This is a genomic window from Marivibrio sp. (assembly GCF_040218065.1).
Lineage (GTDB): Bacteria > Pseudomonadota > Alphaproteobacteria > UBA8366 > Aestuariispiraceae > Marivibrio.
Genome location: NZ_JAVJQE010000009.1, coordinates 26,947 through 48,955, shown reverse-complemented (window position 1 = coordinate 48,955; position 22,009 = coordinate 26,947). Strand labels below are relative to the sequence as shown.

Annotated in this window: 22 protein-coding genes; 16 read left to right on the top strand and 6 right to left on the bottom strand. The window is 68.1% G+C overall.

The annotated features are described in order from the left end of the window. Positions 1-7 precede the first annotated feature (7 nt). The gene (gene kynU / locus RIB45_RS08995; RefSeq protein ID WP_350049924.1) at positions 8-1,246 is read left to right on the top strand and encodes a kynureninase; all 1,239 of its coding nucleotides are present in this window, start codon (positions 8-10) and stop codon (positions 1,244-1,246) included. 240 nt (positions 1,247-1,486) lie between these two features. On the opposite strand, the gene RIB45_RS08990 is transcribed toward kynU, so the two are convergent. Together RIB45_RS08990 and RIB45_RS08985 are read right to left on the bottom strand one after the other, a co-directional pair. Next, entirely contained in the window at positions 1,487-1,930 is a 444-nt protein-coding gene (locus tag RIB45_RS08990; protein WP_350049923.1) for a DUF8265 family protein, read from the bottom strand. Further along, complete coding sequence (locus RIB45_RS08985; protein ID WP_350049922.1) at positions 1,927-2,292, bottom strand: (2Fe-2S) ferredoxin domain-containing protein; 366 nt, start codon at positions 2,290-2,292, stop codon at positions 1,927-1,929. The genes RIB45_RS08990 and RIB45_RS08985 overlap by 4 nt, the downstream gene beginning before the upstream one ends. 176 nt (positions 2,293-2,468) lie before the next feature. Between RIB45_RS08985 and gor the strand changes: the two genes are divergently transcribed. The 4 genes from gor (at position 2,469) to RIB45_RS08965 (ending at position 5,740) form a co-directional block, all read left to right on the top strand. Beyond that, on the top strand, positions 2,469-3,866 hold the full coding sequence (gene gor, locus RIB45_RS08980) for a glutathione-disulfide reductase (RefSeq protein WP_350049921.1): 1,398 nt from the start codon (positions 2,469-2,471) through the stop codon (positions 3,864-3,866). Positions 3,867-3,997: 131 nt separating this feature from the next. Then, positions 3,998-4,849 (top strand): AAA family ATPase, encoded by an 852-nt coding sequence (locus RIB45_RS08975; protein WP_350049920.1) that lies wholly within the window; start codon positions 3,998-4,000, stop codon positions 4,847-4,849. Between the two features lie 14 nt (positions 4,850-4,863). After that, a complete protein-coding gene (locus RIB45_RS08970) occupies positions 4,864-5,358 on the top strand; it encodes a GNAT family N-acetyltransferase (RefSeq protein ID WP_350049919.1) in 495 nt (164 codons plus the stop codon). 97 nt (positions 5,359-5,455) lie between these two features. Then, positions 5,456-5,740 (top strand): GIY-YIG nuclease family protein, encoded by a 285-nt coding sequence (locus RIB45_RS08965; protein WP_350049918.1) that lies wholly within the window; start codon positions 5,456-5,458, stop codon positions 5,738-5,740. 116 nt (positions 5,741-5,856) lie between these two features. On the opposite strand, the gene moaA is transcribed toward RIB45_RS08965, so the two are convergent. Further along, positions 5,857-6,849 (bottom strand): GTP 3',8-cyclase MoaA, encoded by a 993-nt coding sequence (gene moaA / locus RIB45_RS08960; RefSeq protein ID WP_350050125.1) that lies wholly within the window; start codon positions 6,847-6,849, stop codon positions 5,857-5,859. Positions 6,850-7,090: 241 nt separating this feature from the next. Here moaA and fdhD point away from each other — a divergent pair, with 241 nt between their 5' ends. From fdhD to RIB45_RS08930, 6 genes are all read left to right on the top strand, one after another. Further along, on the top strand, positions 7,091-8,020 hold the full coding sequence (gene fdhD, locus RIB45_RS08955) for a formate dehydrogenase accessory sulfurtransferase FdhD (protein ID WP_350049917.1): 930 nt from the start codon (positions 7,091-7,093) through the stop codon (positions 8,018-8,020). After that, on the top strand, positions 8,010-8,984 hold the full coding sequence (locus tag RIB45_RS08950; protein ID WP_350049916.1) for a diguanylate cyclase: 975 nt from the start codon (positions 8,010-8,012) through the stop codon (positions 8,982-8,984). Before fdhD ends, RIB45_RS08950 begins: the two co-directional genes overlap by 11 nt. Then, entirely contained in the window at positions 8,959-9,639 is a 681-nt protein-coding gene (mobA, locus tag RIB45_RS08945) for a molybdenum cofactor guanylyltransferase MobA (RefSeq protein WP_350049915.1), read from the top strand. Before RIB45_RS08950 ends, mobA begins: the two co-directional genes overlap by 26 nt. 61 nt (positions 9,640-9,700) lie before the next feature. Continuing rightward, the gene (locus tag RIB45_RS08940; protein WP_350049914.1) at positions 9,701-10,738 is read left to right on the top strand and encodes an ABC transporter substrate-binding protein; all 1,038 of its coding nucleotides are present in this window, start codon (positions 9,701-9,703) and stop codon (positions 10,736-10,738) included. Beyond that, positions 10,735-11,568, top strand: a complete 834-nt coding sequence (locus tag RIB45_RS08935; protein WP_350049913.1) for a GNAT family N-acetyltransferase — start codon at positions 10,735-10,737, stop codon at positions 11,566-11,568. Before RIB45_RS08940 ends, RIB45_RS08935 begins: the two co-directional genes overlap by 4 nt. Before the next feature lie 169 nt (positions 11,569-11,737). Further along, positions 11,738-12,940: an aminomethyl transferase family protein gene (locus RIB45_RS08930; protein ID WP_350049912.1), complete on the top strand. Its 1,203-nt coding sequence runs from the start codon at positions 11,738-11,740 to the stop codon at positions 12,938-12,940. Between the two features lie 54 nt (positions 12,941-12,994). Here the strand turns inward: RIB45_RS08930 and RIB45_RS08925 are convergent, their stop codons facing one another. Further along, positions 12,995-13,573 carry a BON domain-containing protein gene (locus tag RIB45_RS08925; protein WP_350049911.1) on the bottom strand — a complete coding sequence of 193 codons (579 nt, stop codon included), beginning with the start codon at positions 13,571-13,573 and terminating at the stop codon, positions 12,995-12,997. 203 nt (positions 13,574-13,776) lie between these two features. Here RIB45_RS08925 and RIB45_RS08920 point away from each other — a divergent pair, with 203 nt between their 5' ends. The 3 genes from RIB45_RS08920 to RIB45_RS08910 all read left to right on the top strand — a co-directional run bounded on the left by RIB45_RS08920 (position 13,777) and on the right by RIB45_RS08910 (position 17,089). Next, complete coding sequence (locus tag RIB45_RS08920; RefSeq protein WP_350049910.1) at positions 13,777-15,159, top strand: class II 3-deoxy-7-phosphoheptulonate synthase; 1,383 nt, start codon at positions 13,777-13,779, stop codon at positions 15,157-15,159. A 68-nt stretch (positions 15,160-15,227) separates the two neighbouring features. After that, the gene (locus tag RIB45_RS08915) at positions 15,228-16,553 is read left to right on the top strand and encodes a beta/alpha barrel domain-containing protein (RefSeq protein WP_350049909.1); all 1,326 of its coding nucleotides are present in this window, start codon (positions 15,228-15,230) and stop codon (positions 16,551-16,553) included. After that, positions 16,550-17,089 carry a PAS domain-containing protein gene (locus tag RIB45_RS08910; RefSeq protein WP_350049908.1) on the top strand — a complete coding sequence of 180 codons (540 nt, stop codon included), beginning with the start codon at positions 16,550-16,552 and terminating at the stop codon, positions 17,087-17,089. Before RIB45_RS08915 ends, RIB45_RS08910 begins: the two co-directional genes overlap by 4 nt. A 222-nt stretch (positions 17,090-17,311) precedes the next feature. Here the strand turns inward: RIB45_RS08910 and RIB45_RS08905 are convergent, their stop codons facing one another. Together RIB45_RS08905 and RIB45_RS08900 are read right to left on the bottom strand one after the other, a co-directional pair. Beyond that, complete coding sequence (locus RIB45_RS08905; RefSeq protein ID WP_350049907.1) at positions 17,312-17,635, bottom strand: hypothetical protein; 324 nt, start codon at positions 17,633-17,635, stop codon at positions 17,312-17,314. Positions 17,636-17,724: 89 nt separating this feature from the next. After that, positions 17,725-18,573, bottom strand: coding sequence for a hypothetical protein (locus RIB45_RS08900; protein WP_350049906.1), 849 nt, complete (start codon positions 18,571-18,573; stop codon positions 17,725-17,727). Positions 18,574-18,844: 271 nt separating this feature from the next. Here RIB45_RS08900 and RIB45_RS08895 point away from each other — a divergent pair, with 271 nt between their 5' ends. Further along, a complete protein-coding gene (locus tag RIB45_RS08895) occupies positions 18,845-20,524 on the top strand; it encodes an NAD+ synthase (RefSeq protein WP_350049905.1) in 1,680 nt (559 codons plus the stop codon). Positions 20,525-20,534: 10 nt separating this feature from the next. Continuing rightward, complete coding sequence (gltX, locus tag RIB45_RS08890) at positions 20,535-21,869, top strand: glutamate--tRNA ligase (protein ID WP_350049904.1); 1,335 nt, start codon at positions 20,535-20,537, stop codon at positions 21,867-21,869. The last annotated feature ends 140 nt before the right edge of the window (positions 21,870-22,009 follow it).

The window sequence follows — 22,009 nt, the reverse complement described above, 5'->3', positions numbered from 1 at the left end:
GCGGGCCGTGCGTGATCTCGAGGCCGTGCGCGCGCTCGACGCCGCCGATCCGCTGGCCGGCTTTCGCGACCGCTTCATCCTGCCCGCGGGAGAGATCTATCTCGACGGCAATTCGCTGGGACCCGCCCCGAAGGCGGCGCTGGACGCGCTGCGCACCGCGGCCGAGGCGGAATGGGCCCAAGGCCTGATCCGCAGCTGGAACGAGGCCGACTGGTTCACGCTGACCGACCGGCTGGGCGCCCGGATCGGCCGGCTGATCGGCGCGGCCGAAGGCGAGACCGTCGTCTGCGACAGCACCTCGATCAACATCTTCAAGGCCGTGCAGGCGGCGCTGGCGCTCAATCCCGACCGGCCCGTCATCGTGGCGGAAGGCGACGGCTTTCCGACCGACCTCTACATCCTGGAGGGGATCAGGAGCCTGCGGCCGGATCTGGAGATCCGCCGGGCGGAGGCCGGGGGACCGACGCTTGAATACCTGCTGGACGACCGCGTCGCCGTGCTGCTGGTGAATCAGGTGGATTACCGCAGCGGGGCGCGGCGCGACGTGGCGGCCGTGACCGCGGCGGCGCACGCCGTCGGCGCGCTGGTCGTCTGGGACCTGTGCCACAGCGCGGGCGTCATGCCGGTGGACTTCGCCGGGTCCGGCGCCGACTTCGCGGTGGGGTGCAGCTACAAATACCTGAACGGCGGGCCGGGGGCGCCGGCCTTCGTCGCGGCGGCGACCAAGCATCACGGCCGCATGCGCCAGCCCTTGTCCGGCTGGTGGGGGCACGCCGCGCCCTTCGCCTTCGCGCCGGACTATGACGGCGATCCCGGAATCCGCCGCATGCTGTGCGGCACCCAGCCGATCCTTTCGCTCCGCGCGATGGAGGCGGGCCTGGAGATCGCGGAGGAGGCCGACCTCGCCGCCGTCCGCGCCAAGAGCGAGGCGCTGACCGACCTTTTCGTCGAGGCGGCGGAGACGCTCTGCGCCGGCCACGGGCTCACGCTCGCCAGCCCGCGCGTGGCGGCCGAGCGCGGCTCTCAGGTCGCCTTCCGCCACGCCGACGGCTACCCGATCATGCAGGCGCTGATCGCCGCCGGCGTCATCGGCGACTTCCGCAGCCCCGACATCCTGCGCTTCGGCTTCGCGCCGCTCTATCTGGGCTACGCCGACGTCGTCGAGGCGGTCGACCGTTTGGCCGACATCCTTGAGACCGGCCGCTGGAAAGAGCCGCGATTCCAGAAGCGCGCGGCGGTGACGTGAGGGGCGCTGCGCGCCGCTTTCATCACGGCGACAGGCCGTCATCCCGGCCGACGCGCAGCGGAGAGCCGGAATCTCGATGTCGAAGCGCCTCTCGCGAGATCCCGGATCGGCCTAACGGCCGCCCGGGATGACATGCTTCCCGAAGCGGAAAAACAGGCGCCCGCTTTCGCGGGGCTTCCCAAACGACAGACTGACTTGACGACGGCCGACCGGGAGCGTCGGCCGGACCGCCGCCCGCCCTCACCACGTCACCGGCGTCACGTAGACCTTGCACTCGCTGGTGCCGTCGAGCTCGAAGAGATAGCCCTGGTTCTGGGCCGCGAGGCCTTTCGGGTCGCGCAGGTTGAGGCCGTTGGAGCCGGCGAAGCCGAAGCGCTTCACCTCGCCGTCGGGCATGCGCAGGTCAAGGAAGTAGCGCCCGCGGCGCGCTTGGTTGAAGCGATCGATGGAGCAGGCGGCCGACAGCGGCCGCGACAGGCTCTCGCGAAGGCGGGCGGCGTCGACGCCGGCCAGCACGCGCGTGCCCAACCGATCGAAATCGGGGATCTCGTGCGGCTCCGGCGCGGACAGGCGCGGGATCTGTTTCCCTTGGTCGTTTCGCAAAGGGGCGGTCTGCGCCGCCGCCGGCCCGACGGCGAGGACCAGCGCCAGCGTCAGCGCAGCGAGCGCAGCGGCGCGGGTCATCCCCGCTCCTCCGCCAGCGGATCGGGATAGGCGGCGACGAGGGCCGCGACGTCGCCGACCGCGATCCGGTCCAGGACCCATTGCGCGTCCGACGGAGCGACGCCGACTAGGTGCGGTCCGCGCGGCGAGAGACGCAGCGCCGGGCCCAGATGGCAGCGCCCCAGACAATGCACCTTCTGGATCTTGAGGTTCGGCGCCGCGTCCGGTTGTGCGGCGTCGAGGGCCGCGGCCAACTCCTTCGAGCCCCGCGCGCCGCATGAGGGCAGCATGTCGCCCGCGCGGAAATTCACGCAAACGCGCAGCGTATCATAGGTCGCCTCTTCCACATCGTCTCGATCAGCGGTTTTTGGGCCGTCAGCCATGCGAATCCGTCACAAATCATTAGCCCATCGCCGGGGCTTGCCGTTCCGGCATATAGGCCCATCTAAGCGGCAGACAGCCGGTAGCGTCAGCAAAAATCGGGCCGCAGGGCGTTTCCGGCACGGCTTGCGCCCGTTAGGATCACCGCCCGATCACCCCGGTCAAGGAGCATGGAACGATGAGCGACACCGCGAGCCATTCCTACGACTACGACCTCTTCGTCATCGGCGCCGGCTCCGGCGGCGTGCGGGCGGCGCGGATGTCGTCCGCCAACGGCGCGCGCGTCGCCATCGCCGAGGAGCGTTTTCTCGGCGGGACCTGCGTCAATGTGGGCTGCGTGCCGAAAAAGCTCTTCACCTACGCCGCCCATGTCCCGGACGAGGTGAAGGACGCCGCCGGCTACGGCTGGACGGTGGGCGCGCCCCGCTTCGACTGGCCGACTCTGCGCGACAACAAGACGGCCGAGATCGAGCGCCTCAACGGCATCTATGAAAAGCTGCTCTCGAACGCCGGCGTCACGCTCTACAATGCGCGCGCCACGTTGGTCGACGCCCACACGCTCGACGTGGGCGGCGAGACGGTGACGGCCGAACGGATCCTGATCGCCGTCGGCGGGCGGCCGAACCGCCCGTCCGAACCGGGGGCGGAGTACGGCGTCGTCTCCGACGACATGTTCTATTTGGACGAGCTGCCGAAGCGCGCGATCGTCGCCGGCGGGGGCTACATCGCGGTCGAGTTCGCGGGCATCCTGCACGGCCTCGGCGTCGAGACGACGCAGCTTTATCGCGGCGATATGTTCCTGCGCGGCTTCGACGACGACGTGCGCGCGCACCTGGCTGAAGAGATGCGCAAGAAGGGCGTGGATCTGCGCTTCAACACGATCATCGAGAAGACGGAGAAACGTGAGGACGGCACGCTGGTCGCCCATCTCTCGGGCGGCGAGACGCTTGAGACCGACCTTATCCTCTACGCCATCGGCCGCTCGCCCAACACGGACGGGCTGGGCCTCGAGGCGGCGGGCGTCGAGACCGACGCCAAGGGCGCGATCAAGGTCGACGACGATTATCGGACCACCGCGTCGAGCGTCTACGCCATCGGCGACGTGATCGACCGGGTGCAGCTGACCCCGGTCGCGATCGGCGAGGGAATGGTCTTCGCCTTCAACACCTTCGCCGGGCAGAGCCGCAAGATGGACTATCGCGACATCCCGAGCGCCGTCTTCAGCCATCCGCCGATCGGCAGCGTCGGGTTGAGCGAGGCCGAGGCGGTCGCCGAATACGGCGCCGTCGACGTCTATCAGGCGAGCTTCCGGCCGATGAAGAACACGCTGAGCGGCAATCAGGAAAAGGCGCTGATGAAGCTGCTGGTCGAGCCCAAGTCCGACCGCGTCGTCGGCCTGCACATGGTCGGCCCCGAGGCGGGCGAGATCGCGCAAGGCTTCGCCGTCGCCTTCCGGGCCGGCGCGACGAAGGCGGACTTCGACAGCACCGTCGGCATCCACCCGACCAGCGCGGAGGAGTTCGTCACCATGCGCGAACCGACCCGTCGGGCCGAGGCGTCGAAGGCGGCGGAATAAGTCCCTCTTCGCCCTCGTCCTTCAAGACCCGGCCGCGCTCGGAAAGCGCGCCCGGGCGCTTGCCGCCCCGGCGCTGTCGCCGTACCTTCCGCGCGATCTCAAGGTTTAGCCCCGAGCGGAAGGACGGCCCCATGCGTTTCACCGGCACCGACTCCTACGTCGCCTCCGAGGATCTTTCCGCCGCGGTCAATGCGGCGGTGACGTTGGAGCGCCCGCTGCTGGTGAAGGGCGAGCCCGGCACCGGCAAGACGCAGTTGGCGGCGGAGATCGCGCGCGCCCTCGACCGGCCGCTGATCCAGTGGCACGTCAAATCCACCACCAAGGCGCAGCAGGGCCTTTACGAGTACGACGCCGTCAGCCGCCTGCGCGACAGCCAGCTGGGCGACGAGCGGGTGCACGACATCGCCAACTACATCGTGCGCGGCAAGCTGTGGGAGGCCTTCACCACGACGCCCGCGCCGGTTCTGCTGATCGACGAGATCGACAAAGCGGACATCGAGTTCCCGAACGATCTGCTGCTGGAGCTCGATCGGATGGAGTTCCATGTCTACGAGACCGGCGAGGTGGTGCGCGCCGAGAACCGGCCGATCGTCATCATCACGTCGAACAATGAGAAGGAGCTCCCGGACGCCTTTCTGCGGCGCTGCTTTTTCCACTACATCCGCTTCCCCGACGCCGAGACGATGGCGCAGATCGTCGAGGTGCATTTCCCCGAGCTGAAGAAGCGGCTGCTCAAGGAAGCGCTCGGCCTTTTCTTTGAGCTGCGCGAGGTGAAGGGGCTGAAGAAGCGGCCGTCGACCTCCGAGCTGCTCGACTGGATCAAGCTCCTGATGGCGGAGGACGTCGATCCTTCGGTGCTGCGCGAAAGCGATCCGACCAAGGCGATTCCGCCGCTGCACGGCGCGCTCCTCAAGAATGAACAGGACGTGCATCTGTTCGAGCGTCTGGCCTTCATGGCCCGGCGCGAGGCGGGCCGCGGCTGACGGGGGCGGGCGTCATGGCCGAGATCATCCTGAAGCCGCTCGACCCGGTCGATGACGTCGACTGGTATTTCGATCTCAACGAGGCCTGCGTGCCGGAGGTGAATTCGCTGCCGAAAGCGGAGCTCGCCCGGCTGATTGACGCGGCCGCCTACGCTAAAGGCGCCTGGGTCGACGATCTGCCGGCCGGCGTCATGGTCGCCTTCGGGCCGGACGCGGACTACGGCAGCCTGAACTACGCCTGGTTCAGCCGCCATTACGCGGATTTCGTCTATATGGACCGGATCATGGTTCATGAGCGCGCGCGCCGCCTCGGGGTCGGCCGGCGGCTCTACGAGGATCTGTTCGCCGACATGGCCGGCCGCTACGCCTTCGTCGGCTGCGAGGTCAACAGCCGCCCGCCCAACCCCGGCTCCATGGCCTTCCACGAAGGCCTCGGCTTCCGGCCCGTCGGCGAGCAGGAGACCGAAGGGGGCGCCAAGTCGGTGGTGCTGCTGCGCCGGGATCTGTGAGGGGGCCTTCCTAAGGGAGCGGGACCGTCATCCCCAGGCATGACCCGGGGATCTCATACAACGCGCTCTGCACCCTGCCGATCGGCAGACTGCACGCATGCCGGCGTGTCTCTACATTGTGACGAACAAACCGAACGGACTCCTCTACGTCGGCGTCACAACGAACCTGCCCCAGCGCGCCTGGCAACACCGGGCGGGCGAGGTCGACAGCTTCACTAAGAAGTACAACCTGAAACATCTTGTTCACGTCGAGCCGTTTGAAGAGGTCCGCAACGCCATTCAGCGCGAGAAGACCCGGAAGCACTGGTCGCGAGCTTGGAAGGTCGCGCTGATCGAAAGAGAAAATCCGGAATGGGAGGATCTTTTCGATCGGCTTATGTAGGAGAGGGGCGGTTGAGATCCCCGGGTCAAGCCCGGGGATGACGGTGTGTTATGACGCCAAGACAGCAAGGACACGCGTCAGCGGGCCTTGATTCGGCCCTCTCCGGCCGCGGGCCTCTAGCCCCCCGTCACGCTCATATGCCGGGCGACGGACTTGGCGCCGCGGCGGCGGTCGATGACGAAGTCGTGGCCCTTGGGCTTGCGGCTGATCGCCTCGCGGATCGCCTCTTCGAGGTCGGCGTCGTCCCCGCTGGCGCGCAGCGGGGTTTTCAGGTCGGCCGCATCGTCCTGGCCCAGACACATGTAGAGCGTGCCGGTGCAGGTGAAGCGGACCCGATTGCAGCTCTCGCAGAAATTATGGGTCAGCGGCGTGATGAAGCCGATCTTGCGGCCGGTCTCCGCGACATGGACGTAGCGCGCCGGCCCGCCGGTGACGTAGTCGCTGTCGCTCAGCGTCCAGCGCTTGGCGAGCTCGGCCCGCACCATGGTGAGCGGCCAGTACTGATCCAGGCGCTCCTCATTGCCGATGTCGCCTATCGGCATGACCTCGATGAAGGTGAGGTCGAAGCCCTCCTCGCCGCACCATTCGACCAGGCGGTGAATCTCGTCGTCGTTGACGCCCTTAAGCGCGACGCAGTTGATCTTGACCTGCAGGCCGGCCTGCTTGGCGGCCTCCAGCCCCTCCATCACCTTGTCGTATTTGCCCCAGCGGGTGATCGCCAGGAACTTGTCGGGATTGAGCGTATCCAGCGAGACGTTCACCCGGCGCACGCCCGCGGCGTAAAGCTGGTCGGCGTAGCGGGAGAGCTGGCTGCCGTTGGTGGTGAGCGTCAGCTCCTCCAAGGCGCCCGTTTCCAGGTGCCGGCCCAGCCGTTCGATCAGCCACATGATGTTTCGGCGCACCAGCGGCTCGCCGCCGGTCAGCCGCAGCTTCTTGACGCCCATCCGCACGAAGGCGGAGCAGGCGCGATCCAACTCTTCAAGCGACAGAACGTCCTGCTTGGGCAGGAACGTCATGTCCTCGGACATGCAGTAGACGCATCGGAAATCGCAGCGATCCGTGACCGAAACGCGCAGATAGGTGATCGAGCGTCCGAAGGGATCGATGATCGGCGCGTCCTGCCCCTCAGGGCCCGCGCGGTCCTGCTGCTGATCGGTGTGAGCGACGCCGCCGTCCATGACTGTGTATCTCCTACCCCGCAGGCTGTCCTTCTCCACCCCGCGCCGACGATCCCAGGCGGCGAAGTGGTGTGACCATTTGATGCCGACTATATAAGGATCACATCGCGAGTCCAACACCCCGGAGGCGCTTGGCTTGTCGCGCCGCCCCAGGCCTTCCATAGTAGGCGACATGAGCACCGAAACCGCCGCGAAGCCGACTGACGCCGCCTCCGAGAGGACGCCCGACTACGTGCTCGGCCCCGACCCGCAGGACCCCCGCCTGACCCAGGCGGTGGAGGGGGTGGACCAGGACGGCGCCCGCGTCGAGACGCGGGTCGTGGTCGAACGACCGTTGACGCTGTTTCTCAACGGGCAAGAGATCGTCACCAACATGACGATCGGCGACTTTCCGGAATATCTGGCCGTCGGCTTCCTGCTCAATCAAAACATGCTGCGCGCGGACGACGAGATCACGGGAATCGACGTCGACGAGGATCTCGATCTCGTCGTCGTGCGCACGGCTCGCGAGACCGATTACGAAGAGAAGCTGAAGAAGAAGACCCGCACCTCCGGCTGCGCCCAGGGGACGGTCTTCGGCGATCTGATGGAGAAGATCGAGGACATCCGCCTCGACGCGGCCGCGCGCCTCAAGACCTCCGACCTCTACGCGCTGACCCACAAGATCAATACGACCGACAGTCTTTATCTGACCGCCGGCGCGATTCACGGCTGCGTGCTGTGCCAGCGCGATAAGCCGTTGGTCTATATGGAGGATGTCGGCCGGCATAACGCGGTCGATAAGATCGCCGGCTACATGTTCCTCAACGGCGTCTCCCCGGAGGACAAGGTCTTCTACACCACCGGACGCCTCACCTCCGAGATGGTGATCAAGACGGTGCAGATGCGCATCCCGATCCTGATCTCGCGCTCCGGCTTCACCGCCTGGGGGGTGGAATTGGCGCGAGAGACCGGGCTGACGTTGATCGGCCGAGCGCGCGGCAAGCGCTTTCTCGCCCTCTCAGGGGCGGAGCGCATCGAGTACGACGCCGATCCCGCCCAGGCGGCGGACGAGCCCAAGGCCGCCCGGCGCAAGGCCGCGCGCGAAGGCGATGACGGCTGAACGCCGCGCCCCCTCCCAGGAAGAGGGCGCGGCCGTTCTGAAGGCCGGCGACGTGCTCGCCGCGCTCGACGACGCGTTGGAGGAGCACGAGCGCTGGATGAGCCGCTGGCGGCGCGCGTTGGTCTGCCGCATCCCGCCCGACCCGGATCTGCTGCAGGAAGACCAGCATCTCGCGACCGAGTTCGGGCGCTGGTACACGATCCACGCGGACGATCCGCTGCTGCAGCAACCGGCCTTGGGCGATCTTTGGCGTTGTTATCTGGAGGTGCACAGCCTGTCGCGCGTGCTGGCCGAGCGCGCGACCGACGCCAAACCTGTGCCGGTCGGCGAATATGACGAGTTGGTGCGCCGCGAGGATGAATTCCGAAGCCGCGCGCGCCGCCTGCGCGACGCCTTCCGCAAGGCGGTTTCCGAACTCGACCCGCTTACCGGCCTCTCGACCCGCGCGGCGATGGCGGCGGAGCTGGAGGCGGAGTACGCCCGCGCGGCGGGCGGCGGGAGCGCGACCGGCCGAGGGCTGGCGATCGCCCTTGCGGACATCGACCGCTTCAAGCAGGTAAACGACGTGCACGGCCATGCGGTCGGCGACGAGGTGCTGCGGGCCGTCGCCGGCCGATTCCTGTCGCGGCTTCGGCCGAGCGACTCCATCTACCGCTACGGCGGGGAGGAATTCCTGGTCTCGCTTCCCAACGCCTCGCCCGGCGTCGCGCGCAGCGTGTTGGAGCGTCTGCGCGAAGCCTTGGAGGAGCGGCCGGTCGGCCTTGAGAACGGCGAGGAGCTGCACGTCACGGCCTCTTTCGGCGTGGCGGCGGCGGCGCCCGGCGTGGGCCTGAAGACGGTGATTGAGCGCGCGGACGAGGCGCTCTACGAGGCGAAACGCGGCGGCAGGAACCGCGTGGTCGGCTGGCGCGCTGACGAACCTGGGAGGGACAAGATATATGACGGAGGAGACGACGGCGAGTAGCGCGGACTCGCGGGTCCGCGAGGCCGCTGAAGGCGCTGCGGAGGGCGGCGTAGTCGGCGTGGTGCTGGCCGGCGGGTTGGCGCGGCGCATGGGCGGCGGCGACAAACCGATGACCGCGCTCGCCGGCAAACCGATCCTGGAGCATATCCTGGATCGGGTGCGCCCGCAGGTGGACGCGCTCGCCCTTAACGCCAACGGCGACCCTGGACGCTTCGCCTATTACGGCATGGACGTCATCGCCGACACGATGGACGGCAATCCGGGGCCGCTGGCGGGCGTGCTGTCGGGTCTCGAATGGGCGCGCCGCGTGCATCCGCAGGCGCAGTGGCTGGCCACGTTTCCGGGCGATGCGCCGTTTCTGCCGAAGAATCTGGTCAGCCGCCTGTCCCAGGCGGTGGAGCGCGCAGGCGCCGACCTCGCCTGCGCGGCCTCGGACGGCCGCGCGCATCCGGTCGTCGGCCTCTGGCCGGTGCGCCTCGCCGACGATCTGCGCCGCGCGATGGTCGACGATGAGATCAGGAAGGTCGATCGCTGGACCGGCCGGCACAAGCTCATCCAGGTCGAATTCGCCGCCGAGCCGGTGGACCCTTTCTTCAACGCCAACAGCCCCGACGACGTCGCGACGGCCGAACGGTTGATGGCGCGGATCGGCTGAGGCGCGCATACAAGCCCGCGCGTCCGTGATACAACAGGGCGTCACGGCGGCGAGGCGGGCGATGCGACGGGGAAGACCGGTTCTGGCGGCGCTGTTAGGCGCTCTCATCCTGACGGGTCCGGGGCAAGCCGCCGCCGGCGACGGCTCGCCTGAGGATCCCTTCGTCATCACGGTGGTGACGTGGCGCGGCTGGACGGCGGTGGAGGACGGCTTCGTCGCCGGCTTTCGTGACGCCGGCCTGTCGGTCGACATCCGCCACCGCGACGTCGAGCGCGACCGAAGCCGCTTTCCGGCGCTCATCGCGGAGATCAAGGCCGACCCGCCGGACCTCGTCTACAGTTGGGGGACCGGCCCGGCGCTCGCGCTCTCAGGGCGCTATGACGCGGCCGACCCGCAGGCGCACATAACGGAGACGCCGCATGTGTTCACGATGGTGACGACCCCGCAGGGCGCGAAGCTGACCGAGAGCCTCGCCGGCTCCGGCCGCCACGTCACCGGCACGAGCCACGTCGCCGACGTCGAAGCCCAACTGCGCGCGATCCAAGCCTATCTCCCGGTCGCGCGGCTGGGGGTCCTCTACAATCCCGCCGAAAGCAACATGCTCTGGACGATGGAGCGGCTGCGCGAGGCGGCCCCGAGGCTCGGCCTTGAACTGGTGGAGCGGGCCGCGCCGCTGGACGAAGACGGCAAGGCGATCGGCGGCGAGGCGCTGACCGCCCGACTGCAGGAAATCGCAGCCGAGGGCGTCGATGCGCTCTATATCGGGCCGGACAGCTATATCGGGGCTTGGGGCGCGCTCTACGCCGAGGAGGCGAAGCGTCTGCGGCTCCCGAGCTTTGCGGCGACCGAACGCGTTATCCGGGAGCACGGGGTGATGGCGGGCCTGGTCAGCTCTTATGTCGCGCTGGGTCGCTTCACCGCCTTTAAGGCCAAGCAAATCCTGGTCGAAGGTCGCGATCCCGGCACGATCCCGATCGAGACGCTGTCGCGCTTTTCCTATGTCGTGAACATCGACACGGCCCGCGCGGTCGCGTCCTATCCGCCGCTGCCGCTCCTGCGCTTCGCGGAGATCGTCGGCGCCGAGGAGCCGGCGTGGTGAGCCGCGAGAACGCCCCGCCGGCCGCGCAGACGCCGCCTGCAGACGCGACCGTCCCCGCGGGTGATCCCACGCTGCGCGCCGCCGGCCGATTGCGCGTCGAGGGGCGGGAGGTCGCCTACGACGTACGCGCTCTCGGCCCGGACTCTCTTGAGGCGCTCGACGCCGTTCAGCAGGAAGCGGCGCGCCTGATCGGCGACGCCGATTGGGATCTCTTCCACCCGCATCCGCCGGAGGAGATCCAGCTTTTCATGGACGGGGAGGGGGCGGTCTTCGGCCTGTTCGTCGACGGCCGGCTGGAGGGCTATTGCTTCCTCGGCCTGCCGGGCGGACGACTTGAGAGCTTCGCCGATCTGCTGCCCGAAGGGTCCGGCGCCGTCCCGGCCGAGGAGCGCTCGGCCGTCGCCCACATCGACGGGGTTTACGCGCCGCCCTACCTACGCGGGCGGGGCCTGCAGCGGGTGATGATCCGCGTGCGCATGGATCACGCGCTGGCCCGCGGGTGCCGGCATTTCCTGGCCAACGCCAGCCCGCGCAACACGCCGTCCTGCCGCAACATGACGCGCGCCGGCATGGCGGTGCGCCAGATCGCCTACATGCACCCCACCCCGCGCGGGGCCAAGCTGCGCGTGCTGCTGCACAAGGATGTCGGCCGCCCCGTCACCTTCGACCCCAACGTCGCGCCCGTCGCCGTCCCGGCGATGGACGAGGCGCGGCAGCAGGACCTGCTGGCCCACGGCTATCTCGGCTGCGACTTCAAGCGCGACGCCGACGGCGATCCTTTGGTGCTGTACGCCCGGGCGTTGGCCGGCCGGCCGGAGAATGCGGCGTGACGTCGCGTGCGGCGGGGCGCGCGGGCGTACGCGGCGGCCTTGAAACCGCGTGTCGCCTGTAGGATTGCACAGGCCCGTTGCGCGTCGTTTGTGCGACAGTCGAAAAGCGAACGCTCTCTTACCTCTCGGCGAAACAAAACCACCGAAAAACCGCCGAGGAGGAAAGGTTATGCCGCGTCGTGAAGAGGTCCGTTTCGCCGTCAAGGCCCTGCCGCTCGGCGGGCCGAACCGCGCCGAGTTGATGCGCACCATGATGCCCCATCCGCTGGTCTATCAGGAACTGCCGTTCGACCCGGAATTCGGGCTCTACAACAACCGTCTCGTCGCGCTTCGCTTCCCGAGCGTCCCGGCCGAGGACATGTACTGGGCCATCCGCCGCGAGGCGGTGACCCGCCACACCGGCGAATACGCGCTGGAGATCCGCGGTCCCGACGCGGTGCGCCTGCTGAACTTCGTCTTCACCCGCGACGTCTCGAAGGTGAAGGTCGGGCGCTGCTCCTACCAGTTCGCCTGCTATGACGAGGGCGGGATGATCACCGACGGCGTGCTGGTGCGCTTGGCCGAGGATCGCTTCTGGTACGGCCAGGCCGAGGGCGACCTCTATTCCTGGCTGAAGGCCCACGGCCGCGGCCTGGACGTCGAGGTGATCGACCCCAATCTCTGGATCAGCCAGGTGCAGGGGCCGAATTCGCTGAAGATCCTGGAGGCCGCGATCGACGGCCCCTATCCGGAGCCCTTCCGTTACTTCGACAGCGCGACCGTCTCGATCGCAGGCCAGGAGCTGCTGATCACCCGCACCGGCTTCACCAACGAGCTGGGCTGGGAATACTACATGACCCCCGACATCGACGCGGAAGCCGTCGGCGACCGCATCGCCGAGGTGGGCGAGGCGTTCGGCCTGCGCCCGATCTCCATCTTCGGCGCGCGCCGGATCGAGTCCGGCCTGCTCAACGCCGGCTCCGACTTCGACGAGACGACGACTCCCTTCGACGTCGGCCTCGGCGCGATGGTCGATTTCGAGAAAGGCGAGTTCGTGGGCCGCGAGGCCCTGATGAAGGCCGATCGTCGCTGCAGGCTGTGGGGCATGAAAGTCGAGGGCGAGGGCGCCTTCCCCTGGAACGGCCGCGCCATCAAGATCGACAATGAGGAGGTGGGGCTGGTCTGCTCCAGCGCCTGGTCGCCCTATCTCCAGTGCGGCGTGGCCTTCGTGCGCATGGACGATCCCGAGCACGGGCCCGGCACGCGCGTCGACGTCGACTGTAAGGACGGCCAGGTCCATCCGGGCGAACTGTGCGAACTGCCGATGTACGACAAGGATCGCGCCATCCCGCGCGGCAAGCTGGTCGACATCCCCGAGCGCATCGGCGACTAACCGAAGCGTTTCGGGCGGCGGGCGGGCGGCGAAGGTCGCCCGCCCGTCCGCCGCTCAGCGCACCGCGGCGTAGTTGCGGACCCGGCGCACGCCTTCGGTATTGCGGACGACGGCGATCGCGCGCTCCATTTCCATCTGGCTTTTCGCGCGGCCGAGGATGTAGGCGGCGGCGAACGGGTCGACGGCGACGCGGAAATTCAAGCTTTCGACCCCTTCCGCCTGCAGCCAGTCCTTCTCGATCAGCGCCTTGACTTTCAAACCTTGCGCGAAGCCGAGCATCTCGTCCTCGCGGGCCTCCCGCTCCGCCTCGCTCATCTGCTCCACATGCCAGTAGAGGCGCTCGATCCCCTCGATCTTGCCGACGTCGTTGCGGAAGCCTTCGTAGGCGCTCTCGGTCTCCAGGATCCCGTAGATCAGCAGATGCTGCTCGTAGATCTCGGTCGACACGGAGACGGTCTCGTACTTCGCCATCAGCTTGTTGACGGCGACGACGATGCGGTTGTCCTCGCGGATGTCGGCGACCGAGCGGTCCTCCAGCGCGCGCTGGGCGACCGTGACCGGAGAACAGGCGGCGAGCCCGCCGGCCAGCAGCAGCAGGCCGGCGGCGAGCGCCTGACGGATCGGATTGGACATGATGGGGCCTCTTCTTCCTCGACAGACCGCCTCCCGGGGGCGAGCTTAGCCTCGCGCGCGCCGGATCGCCACCGCCCGCGCTCTTTCAATCCCGCTTTCGCTGTGGAAAAGTGAGGCCGGGCGCGATAGACAAGGCCCCTGGCGCAGCCGCGCGGACGGCGCGAGGCGGGCGCGAACCCTGGCTTTTTACGAGGAACGAGATCATGGCGGGTGCATGGACGCCGCAGAGCTGGCGCGACAAGCCGATCAAGCAGGTCCCGGAGTATGAGGATCCGGCGAAGCTGCAGGAGGTCGAAGCGACGCTGGCCGCCTATCCCCCGCTGGTCTTTGCGGGCGAGGCGCGCAAGCTGAAGAAGGCGCTGGGCGAGGTCGCGGAAGGCCGCGCCTTTCTGCTGCAGGGCGGCGACTGCGCCGAAAGTTTCGCCGAGTTCAGCGCCAACAACATCCGCGACACGTTCAAGGTGCTGCTGCAGATGGCGGTCGTGCTCACCTTCGGGGCGGCCTGCCCGGTTGTGAAGGTCGGGCGTCTGGCCGGTCAGTTCGCCAAGCCCCGGTCGGCTCCGCTGGAGACCCAGGACGGGGTCGAGCTGCCGAGCTATCGCGGCGACATCGTCAACGGCATCGATTTCGACCCCGCCGCCCGCAGGCCGGATCCGGAGCGCATGCTGCGCGCCTATAATCAGGCGTCGGCGACGCTGAACCTGCTGCGCGCCTTCGCCCAGGGCGGCTTCGCCGACCTGCATCAGGTGCATCAGTGGACCCAGGATTTCGTCTCCAACAGCCCCGCCGGCGAACGCTACGGCGAACTGGCGGAGCGGCTGACCGAGTGTCTGAGCTTCATGGCCGCCTGCGGCCTGACCGCCGACCGGGTGCCGCAGATCCAGGAGACCGAGTTCTACACCAGCCACGAGGCGCTGCTGCTGTGGTACGAGCAGGCGCTGACCCGGCAGGACAGCATCAGCAAGAAGCACTACGACTGCTCCGCCCACATGCTGTGGATCGGCGACCGGACGCGCGAGCCGGACAGCGCCCATGTCGAGTTCCTGCGCGGCGTCGACAATCCGATCGGCATGAAGTGCGGGCCGAGCCTGGACCCCGACGACCTGTTGCGGATGATCGACATCCTCAATCCGCACAATGAGGCGGGCCGCCTGACGCTAATCGCACGCATGGGGCACGATAAGGTGGAGAAGCATCTGCCGGCCCTTATCCGGGCGGTCGAGCGCGAGGGCCGAAAGGTCGTCTGGTCGTCCGACCCGATGCACGGCAACACGATCAAGGCGGAGAGCGGTTACAAGACGCGTCCCTTCGACCGCATCCTGGCGGAGGTGCGCAGCTTCTTTGAAGTCCACGCAGCCGAAGGCACCTACGCCGGCGGCGTGCATTTCGAAATGACGGGCCGCGACGTGACGGAGTGTCTGGGCGGGGCTCAGGCGATCACAGACGACGGGCTGTCCGCGCGCTATCACACCCATTGCGACCCGCGTCTCAACGGGCCGCAGGCGCTGGAGCTCGCCTTCCTGATCGCCGAACAGTTGAAGACCGAGCGCGCTGCGCTCGCTCAGAGCCTCGCCGCCGCGTCCTGAAGGACAGACGTACGCGTTATGTGATCGGGTCGGCGCGCAAGACGCCGATCGATGTCGGGGGAAGGGTGATGAGCGAGCGGGAGACGCACGAGTCCGGCGAGAGCCGTCAGGGCGGCGCGCTGACCGGGCGCGACGATGCGGAAGTGCGGCGTTGGACCGACGCCTACTTCAATCGCACCAAGGCGGCGATTGAGAAGTTCGGGGATTGTCAGGTGACCTACGCCGTTTTCATGCGGCGCCCGGTCGTCTCGGCGCCGCGACTGGCGATCGAATGGCTCGAGGCGACGGCTATGCGCCGGGGCGCGGCCTTTCAGATCGATCTGAACTACGCCGAAGGGCGCTGGGTCGGCGCCGGCGAGCCGATCATGTACGTCACCGGCTCGTTCCTGCATCTGGTCGATCTGGAGACGCTGCTGCTGCAGAAAATCGGCCCGGCCTCGGTCGCCGCCTACAACGCCTTCACGATGTGCCAGGAACTGCCCAAGGTCGCTTTTCTCGCGATGGACGCGCGCCATTGCGCGGGCGCCGAAATGGCGGAGCTCATGGCCTACGCCGCCAGCGTCGGGTCCGGCCGGGCGAAGCGTAAGTCGGGGGCCGTCGGCTTCGTCGGCAACGCCACCGACGCGACCGCGCATTATTTCGGCCGCGAGAGGGGCCTCGGCACCATGCCGCACGCGCTGATCGGCTACGCCAATTCCACCGTCCGCGCGGCTGAAATGTTCCACGAGGCGCACCCTGACGCCAATCTGGTGGTGCTGGTCGACTATTTCGGACGCGAGATTTCGGACTCGCTTGCGGTCGCCGAGCGGTTTCCGGAGTTGGCGGCCGAAGGCCAGCTTTCGATCCGTCTGGACACGCCCGGCGGGCGGTTTTGCGAGGGCCTGGATCCGGCGGCCTCCTACGCGGTGCTGGACCGCAACGCGCCGCGCGCCATTCGCGGGTATCGCACCGAGAATGAGTTGCGCCATCTGATCGGTCCCGGCGTTTCGGCCGCGGCCATCTGGCATCTGCGCGAGAAGCTGGACGCGGCGGGCTTTCCGCAGGTCAAGATCGTCGTCTCGTCCGGTTTCGGGCCGGAGAAATGTAAGACCATGGCGCTCGCCGACGCGCCGATCGACGTGATCGGCTCCGGCTCCTATCTGCCGGACCGTTGGTCGGAGACCTACGCGACCGCCGACATCGTCGCCTATGACGGCGAGCCGCGCGTCAAGGTCGGGCGCGAGTTTCTGCTGCAGCGCCCGCACGATGAAGAGGCGGGCGAGGACCCCTCCGAGCGCCGTGCGCGCGCGGCGATCGGCGCCGGCTATGGCGGGGCCGTCGCGGCGGGCTCCCCCGGTCGGACGGCAGGCAGCGACGCGCCGCCCGATCCCGCGCTGGGCCGCTCGCGCCGGTGAGCGAGGCCCGACGACGCGCCTTCCGCGAGGCGCTGGGTGCGACAGGCCCTCTGGTGCGGCTTTTCGCCTATTGGGAGGAAAAGGCCGGCGGCGCCGAGATGCCGCCGCGCGGCGCCATTGATCCCACCGAAATACCGGATGTGCTGTCCGCGCTCTACATCCTGGAGCCGATCGGCGAGGGCGCGTATCGCTTCCGGCTTGCCGGAACCGGTGTGCGCGAGCTGTTCAACGCCGAGCCGACGGGGCGCACCGTCGCCGAGATGCTCCCCGAGCCGCGGCTGCGCGACGCCGCGCGCCGATCCTACACCACGGTGATGCGCGACCGTCGGCCGTGGCTTACGGACACTCTCTATGAGTTGGAAAGCGGCGAGACCTTCCGGTATCGCCGCTTGTCGTTGCCGCTGGGGGAGGGCGGGCGCGTGGACCGCATTTTGGGCGCCTTCGAGCTGTCAGGCGATCCGCGCGGGCGCCGTCCCTTCCACGAGATCCTGCCGCAAGTCGTCGCCACATTGGACCGGCGCGAGCTCGCCGGCTGAGGGGACATTTTCGTAAACTGCACTTTTTTGGCGAAAACGGCAACTTTAAGCTTAACAACCTTCATCAATCACACTATCATGAGTTTTATCCGCAGCGGACGGTTTCCTCCTGTTTGCCGTCCGGCCCGCACAGGCGGCGGCGCGTGAGGATCGGCTTTTCCCAGGGGCCCCCTCAATCAACGCGCCGCCGCCGCTTTTTTTCCATCGTTTCGGCTGGTTAGGTTAGGGCTTCGCGGCTGGCTTGCGGGCCGTCAGCCAATAGCACAGCGGCGGTTGGAGCGGTTGGTCCTGATAGATGTCATGGGCCGTCGTCGTGATGTTGCGCGGAAACTCAACGAAGGCTTCGATTGCGAGCCCGGCCTTGAGGCAGGCGATCAGGATGTCGGGCGGCGTCTGGGGAAACCAGTACTGCGGCGGCCCCAGCGTCGGCTCGACGTCGTCAGAGAGGGGCGCCTGCTCTTCGATGAAGGGGGCGCCTCGGAAGTAGCTTTCCGCCAGGCGCGCAGGGTCCGACAGCGTCCAAGGGTGCGGGCGTCCAGCTCCCAATCCGGCGCGGACCCGTCCCAGGCGGCGCGGTTCGCCGCGATGAGGCGCTCGTAGTCGCCTGGGTCGATCACCGGGAAGCGGCCCTCTCGCTAGGTTCCGACATGTCGTCGATCGCGCGCCAGCGCAGAGAGCGCCTCTTCCACCATCTGTACGTTCTCTTCGCCGTAGCGCTTGACGTGCCGAATGCGGATTTCGGGTTTCTGCAACTGCGCCTCCAATTGCTCGTAGAGCGCGCCCAGCAGCAGATGAAACTCCCGGTCGCCGAAGACCCAGCGCTTCTCGCTTTCGGTCTTCGCGCTCGGCAGGCTGCGCTCCATATAGCCGGTCAGCCAGTGCCGGCGCTTGGGCGCGTCGGTGAAGTATCGCGCGATATAGACCAGGATGTCGTTCACCAGCACGTCCGCCTGCGGATGCTGGTAAAGCTTGTCCCAGGCCGCGCCGTCCCCTTCCAACGAGCGAACGGCCTCCACCAGGTTTCGCGAGCGCTCCTCATACTCGTTGAAGAGGTCGGGGCCGATCATTTGGTGCAGCGCGCCGATGAAGGCCGGGATCACGCGCCGCGACAGGGTCTCGCCGGGCGCCGGAGCCTCGTCGCGCGGGGCCAGCTTGTGTTCGAACCGCGAGACGATCAGGCGCTCCAGCGGATATTTGCGCATGCGCGCCCAGAAGGCGTGCTCGAAACTCTCCTGCAGCCGCTCCCATGTGCGCTCGTAGATCTTCTGCAGCGCCGGGTCTTCGCCGCGCGACATGCGCTCGGCGATGCTCTCCAACGCCTGCGGGTCGATCGTCGTGACGCCGGTGCGCGCCACGGCGTCCGCCACCCGGCGCATGTAAAGCGCCAGCACGTCCTGCGTCAGTTCGTTCAGGCCCTGCCGTCCGGCCTGATCCGGGCCGCCTTTGGCCGATCCGCCGTCATGATCGCGATCCCGCTCGCTCATCCGATCCACCTCACCCCGAAACCTGGCCGCAGCGCGTCTTCGCCGGACGAGGCCATGCAGGAATCGCGCCGCCGTCGCCTCGCCCGTGAGACAGTAGGCAACCGGGACGTCGCTGACCAGACCGGCGGGGCGACCGCACCCGGGTCAGCGGCGCGGCAGGGCGGGACCCGGGGCGCCCGGAGACGGACTCGGCTCTTGCGTCCTCGGGCCGGCGGACTACGCTCTGCCCCGTCCGCGCGCGCGCCGTCGCGCCTGAATCTCTGGGGATCCCATGACCGACAGCCTCACGATCGCGCTTGCGCAATTGAACCCGATCGTCGGAGACATCGCCGGCAACGCCGAGCGCGTGCGCAAGGCCCGAGCCGAGGCGGCGCAAGAGGGCGCCGAGCTGATCGTCTTTCCCGAGCTGTTCCTGAGCGGCTATCAGCCGGAGGACCTGGTCCTGAAGCCTTTCTTCCACGCCAAGCTGGAGGAGGCGATCGAGGCGCTGGCCGCCGAGACCGCCGACGGCGGGCCGGCCGTGCTGCTGCCGACGCCGCGCCGCACGGCCGACGGCGTCTTCAATGCGGCCCTGCTGTTGGACGGGGGCGAGGTTGCGGCGGAGCGCTATAAGGCCGATCTGCCGAATTACGGCGTGTTTGACGAGAAGCGGGTGTTCAAGCCGGGGCCGATGCCCGGGCCGATCAATTTTCGCGGCGTGCGCATCGGGGTCCCGATCTGCGAGGACGTCTGGACGCCGGACGTCGTCGAATGCCTGGAGGAGAGCGGGGCGGAGCTGCTGCTGGTTCCCAACGGCAGCCCCTATGAGGCGGAGAAGGAGGACCAGCGCCTTCAGCTGGTGTTGAATCGGGTCGCCGAAAGCGGCCTGCCGATGGTTTACCTGAACCAGGTCGGCGGCCAGGACGAGCTGGTCTATGACGGCGCGTCCTTCGGCGTTAACGGCGATTGCAGTCTGGCCTTCCGGATGCCGGCCTTCGAGGAGGCGCTGACGCTCACCCGCTGGACCCGCGGCGGCGACGGCTGGGTCTGCGAGGGCGGGGCGCAGGCCAAGCCGTTGGATCGGCATGCGTCAATGTATCACGCAATGGTTTTGGGGCTCCGCGACTACGTGCGCAAGAACGGCTTTCCGGGCGTGGTGCTGGGCCTATCCGGGGGCGTCGATTCGGCGCTTTCAGCTGCGGTTGCGGTCGACGCGCTCGGGCCCGACGCCGTGCATTGCGTGATGATGCCGAGCCCCTACACCAGTCAGCACAGTCTGGACGACGCGGCCGGGGCGGCCGAGATGCTGGGTTGTCTGTTGGACGAGGTGTCGATCGAGCCGGCGATGCAGGCCTTCGATCAGATGCTGGCCCCGATCTTCCAAGGCGCGCCGGCCGACATTACGGAGGAGAACATCCAGTCGCGCTCACGCGGGCTTCTGTTGATGGCGATCTCCAACAAGCAGGGGAAGATGCTGCTGACCACCGGCAACAAGTCGGAGATGTCGGTCGGCTACGCCACACTCTACGGCGACATGTGCGGCGGCTATTCCGTGCTGAAGGACATCTATAAGACCGACGTCTTCGCCATCTGCCGGCTGCGCAACGAGGGCAAGGCGGCCGTGTCGGGAGAGGGCGCGGCCCTTCTCGGCCCCGACGGCCCGGTCATGCCGGATCGGATCATCACCAAAGCCCCGTCGGCGGAACTTAAGCCGGACCAGAAGGACGAGGACACGCTGCCGCCTTACGACAAGCTGGACGACATCCTGTTCTGTCTGATCGAGCGCGAGATGAGCGTCGAGGAGATCACCGCGCGCGGCCATGAGGCGGAGACGGTGCAAAAGGTCTGGCGTCAACTCGACCTCTCGGAATACAAGCGCCGTCAGGCGCCGCCGGGCGTCAAGGTGACGCCGCGCGCCTTCGGGCGCGACCGGCGCTATCCGATCACCAACGCCTTCCGCCGCATCCTCTGAAGGTCCTGTCATGTCCGAGGTCAAAGTCCGTTTCGCGCCCAGCCCCACAGGGCGCCTGCATGTCGGCAACGCGCGCGTCGCGGTGCTGAACTGGCTTGCCGCCCGGTCCAAGGCGGGGGAATTCCTACTGCGCATGGACGACACCGACCGGGAGCGCTCGACCAAGGCCTTCGAGCGCGAGATTCTCGAGGATCTCAAATGGCTCGGTCTCGATTGGGACGACTTCGTCCGCCAATCGGCGCGCCAAGGGCGCTATGACGCGGCGGTGGCGCGCCTGAAGGCCAAGGGCCGGCTCTATCCCTGTTTCGAGACGGCGGAGGAGCTCGAGCTCAAGCGCAAGATCCAGCTGGGTCGCGGAAAGCCGCCGGTCTATGACCGGGCCGCCCTCGATCTCTCGGCGGAGGAGCAGGCGGCCCTCATGGCCGACGGGCGCGCGCCCCATTGGCGCTTCAAGTTGGCCGACCAGCCGATCGAGTGGACCGACCTCGGCCGCGGCGCGGTGCGCTTCGAGGCCGGGCACCTTTCCGACCCGGTGCTGCTGCGCGAGGACGGTCGGCCGCTTTACACGCTGTCTTCGGTCGTCGACGACGGAGAATTCTTCATCACCCACGTGATCCGCGGCGAGGATCACGTCGCCAACACGGCCGTGCAGATCGAATTGTTCCAGGCGCTCGGCTACGACGCGCCGCGCTTCGCGCATCTGCCGCTGATGGTGGGGGCGGACGGCAAGCAGCTCTCGAAACGGCTCGGCTCGCTCGCGCTCGGCGATCTGCGCGCGCAAGGCGTCCAGCCCGAGGCGTTGGTCGCCTATCTCGCGCGACTCGGCACGCCGACCGCGCCGGAAGGCTCCGATACGCTCGACAGTCTGACGCCCGGCTTCGACATCGCCGTTTTCGGGCGCGCCGCGCCGCGTTTCGATCCGAAGGAACTCGCCCAGCTCAACGCCAAGGTGCTGCACCGCAAGCCTTATGCGGCGCTGGCCGAGGCGTTGCGCCAAGCCGGCGTCGACGAAGCCTTGTGGGACGCCGTGCGCGAAAATGTGGAGAGCCTGGAGGACGCGCCGCACTGGGCCGCCGCGGCCTATGGCGAGATCGAGCCGGAGCGCGCGCCGGAGGATGAAGCCTACCTCGCGCAGGCAGCCGACCTGCTGCCGGACGAACCGTTCGACGCCGAGACCTATCCCGTCTGGATCGGGCGGCTGAAGGAGGCGAGCGGCCGCAAGGGCAAGGGACTCTTCATGCCGCTGCGCCGGGCGCTGACGGGGCGCGCGCACGGCCCCGACCTGGGCGCGCTGTTGCCGCTGATGGGACGGGCGCGCGCGGTGAGGCGGCTCAAAGGCGGATGAGGCGGCGGCGCCGTCTTCTCAGGCGCAGGCTTGAACGTCGGGCCGGACTTCTTTCCGGCCCAACGGCGACACGCGCCGACGGCGCCGGCCGCTGTTCCCCCGGCACAAGGCCGGGATGACGGGCAAGCGGACCTGAAGGG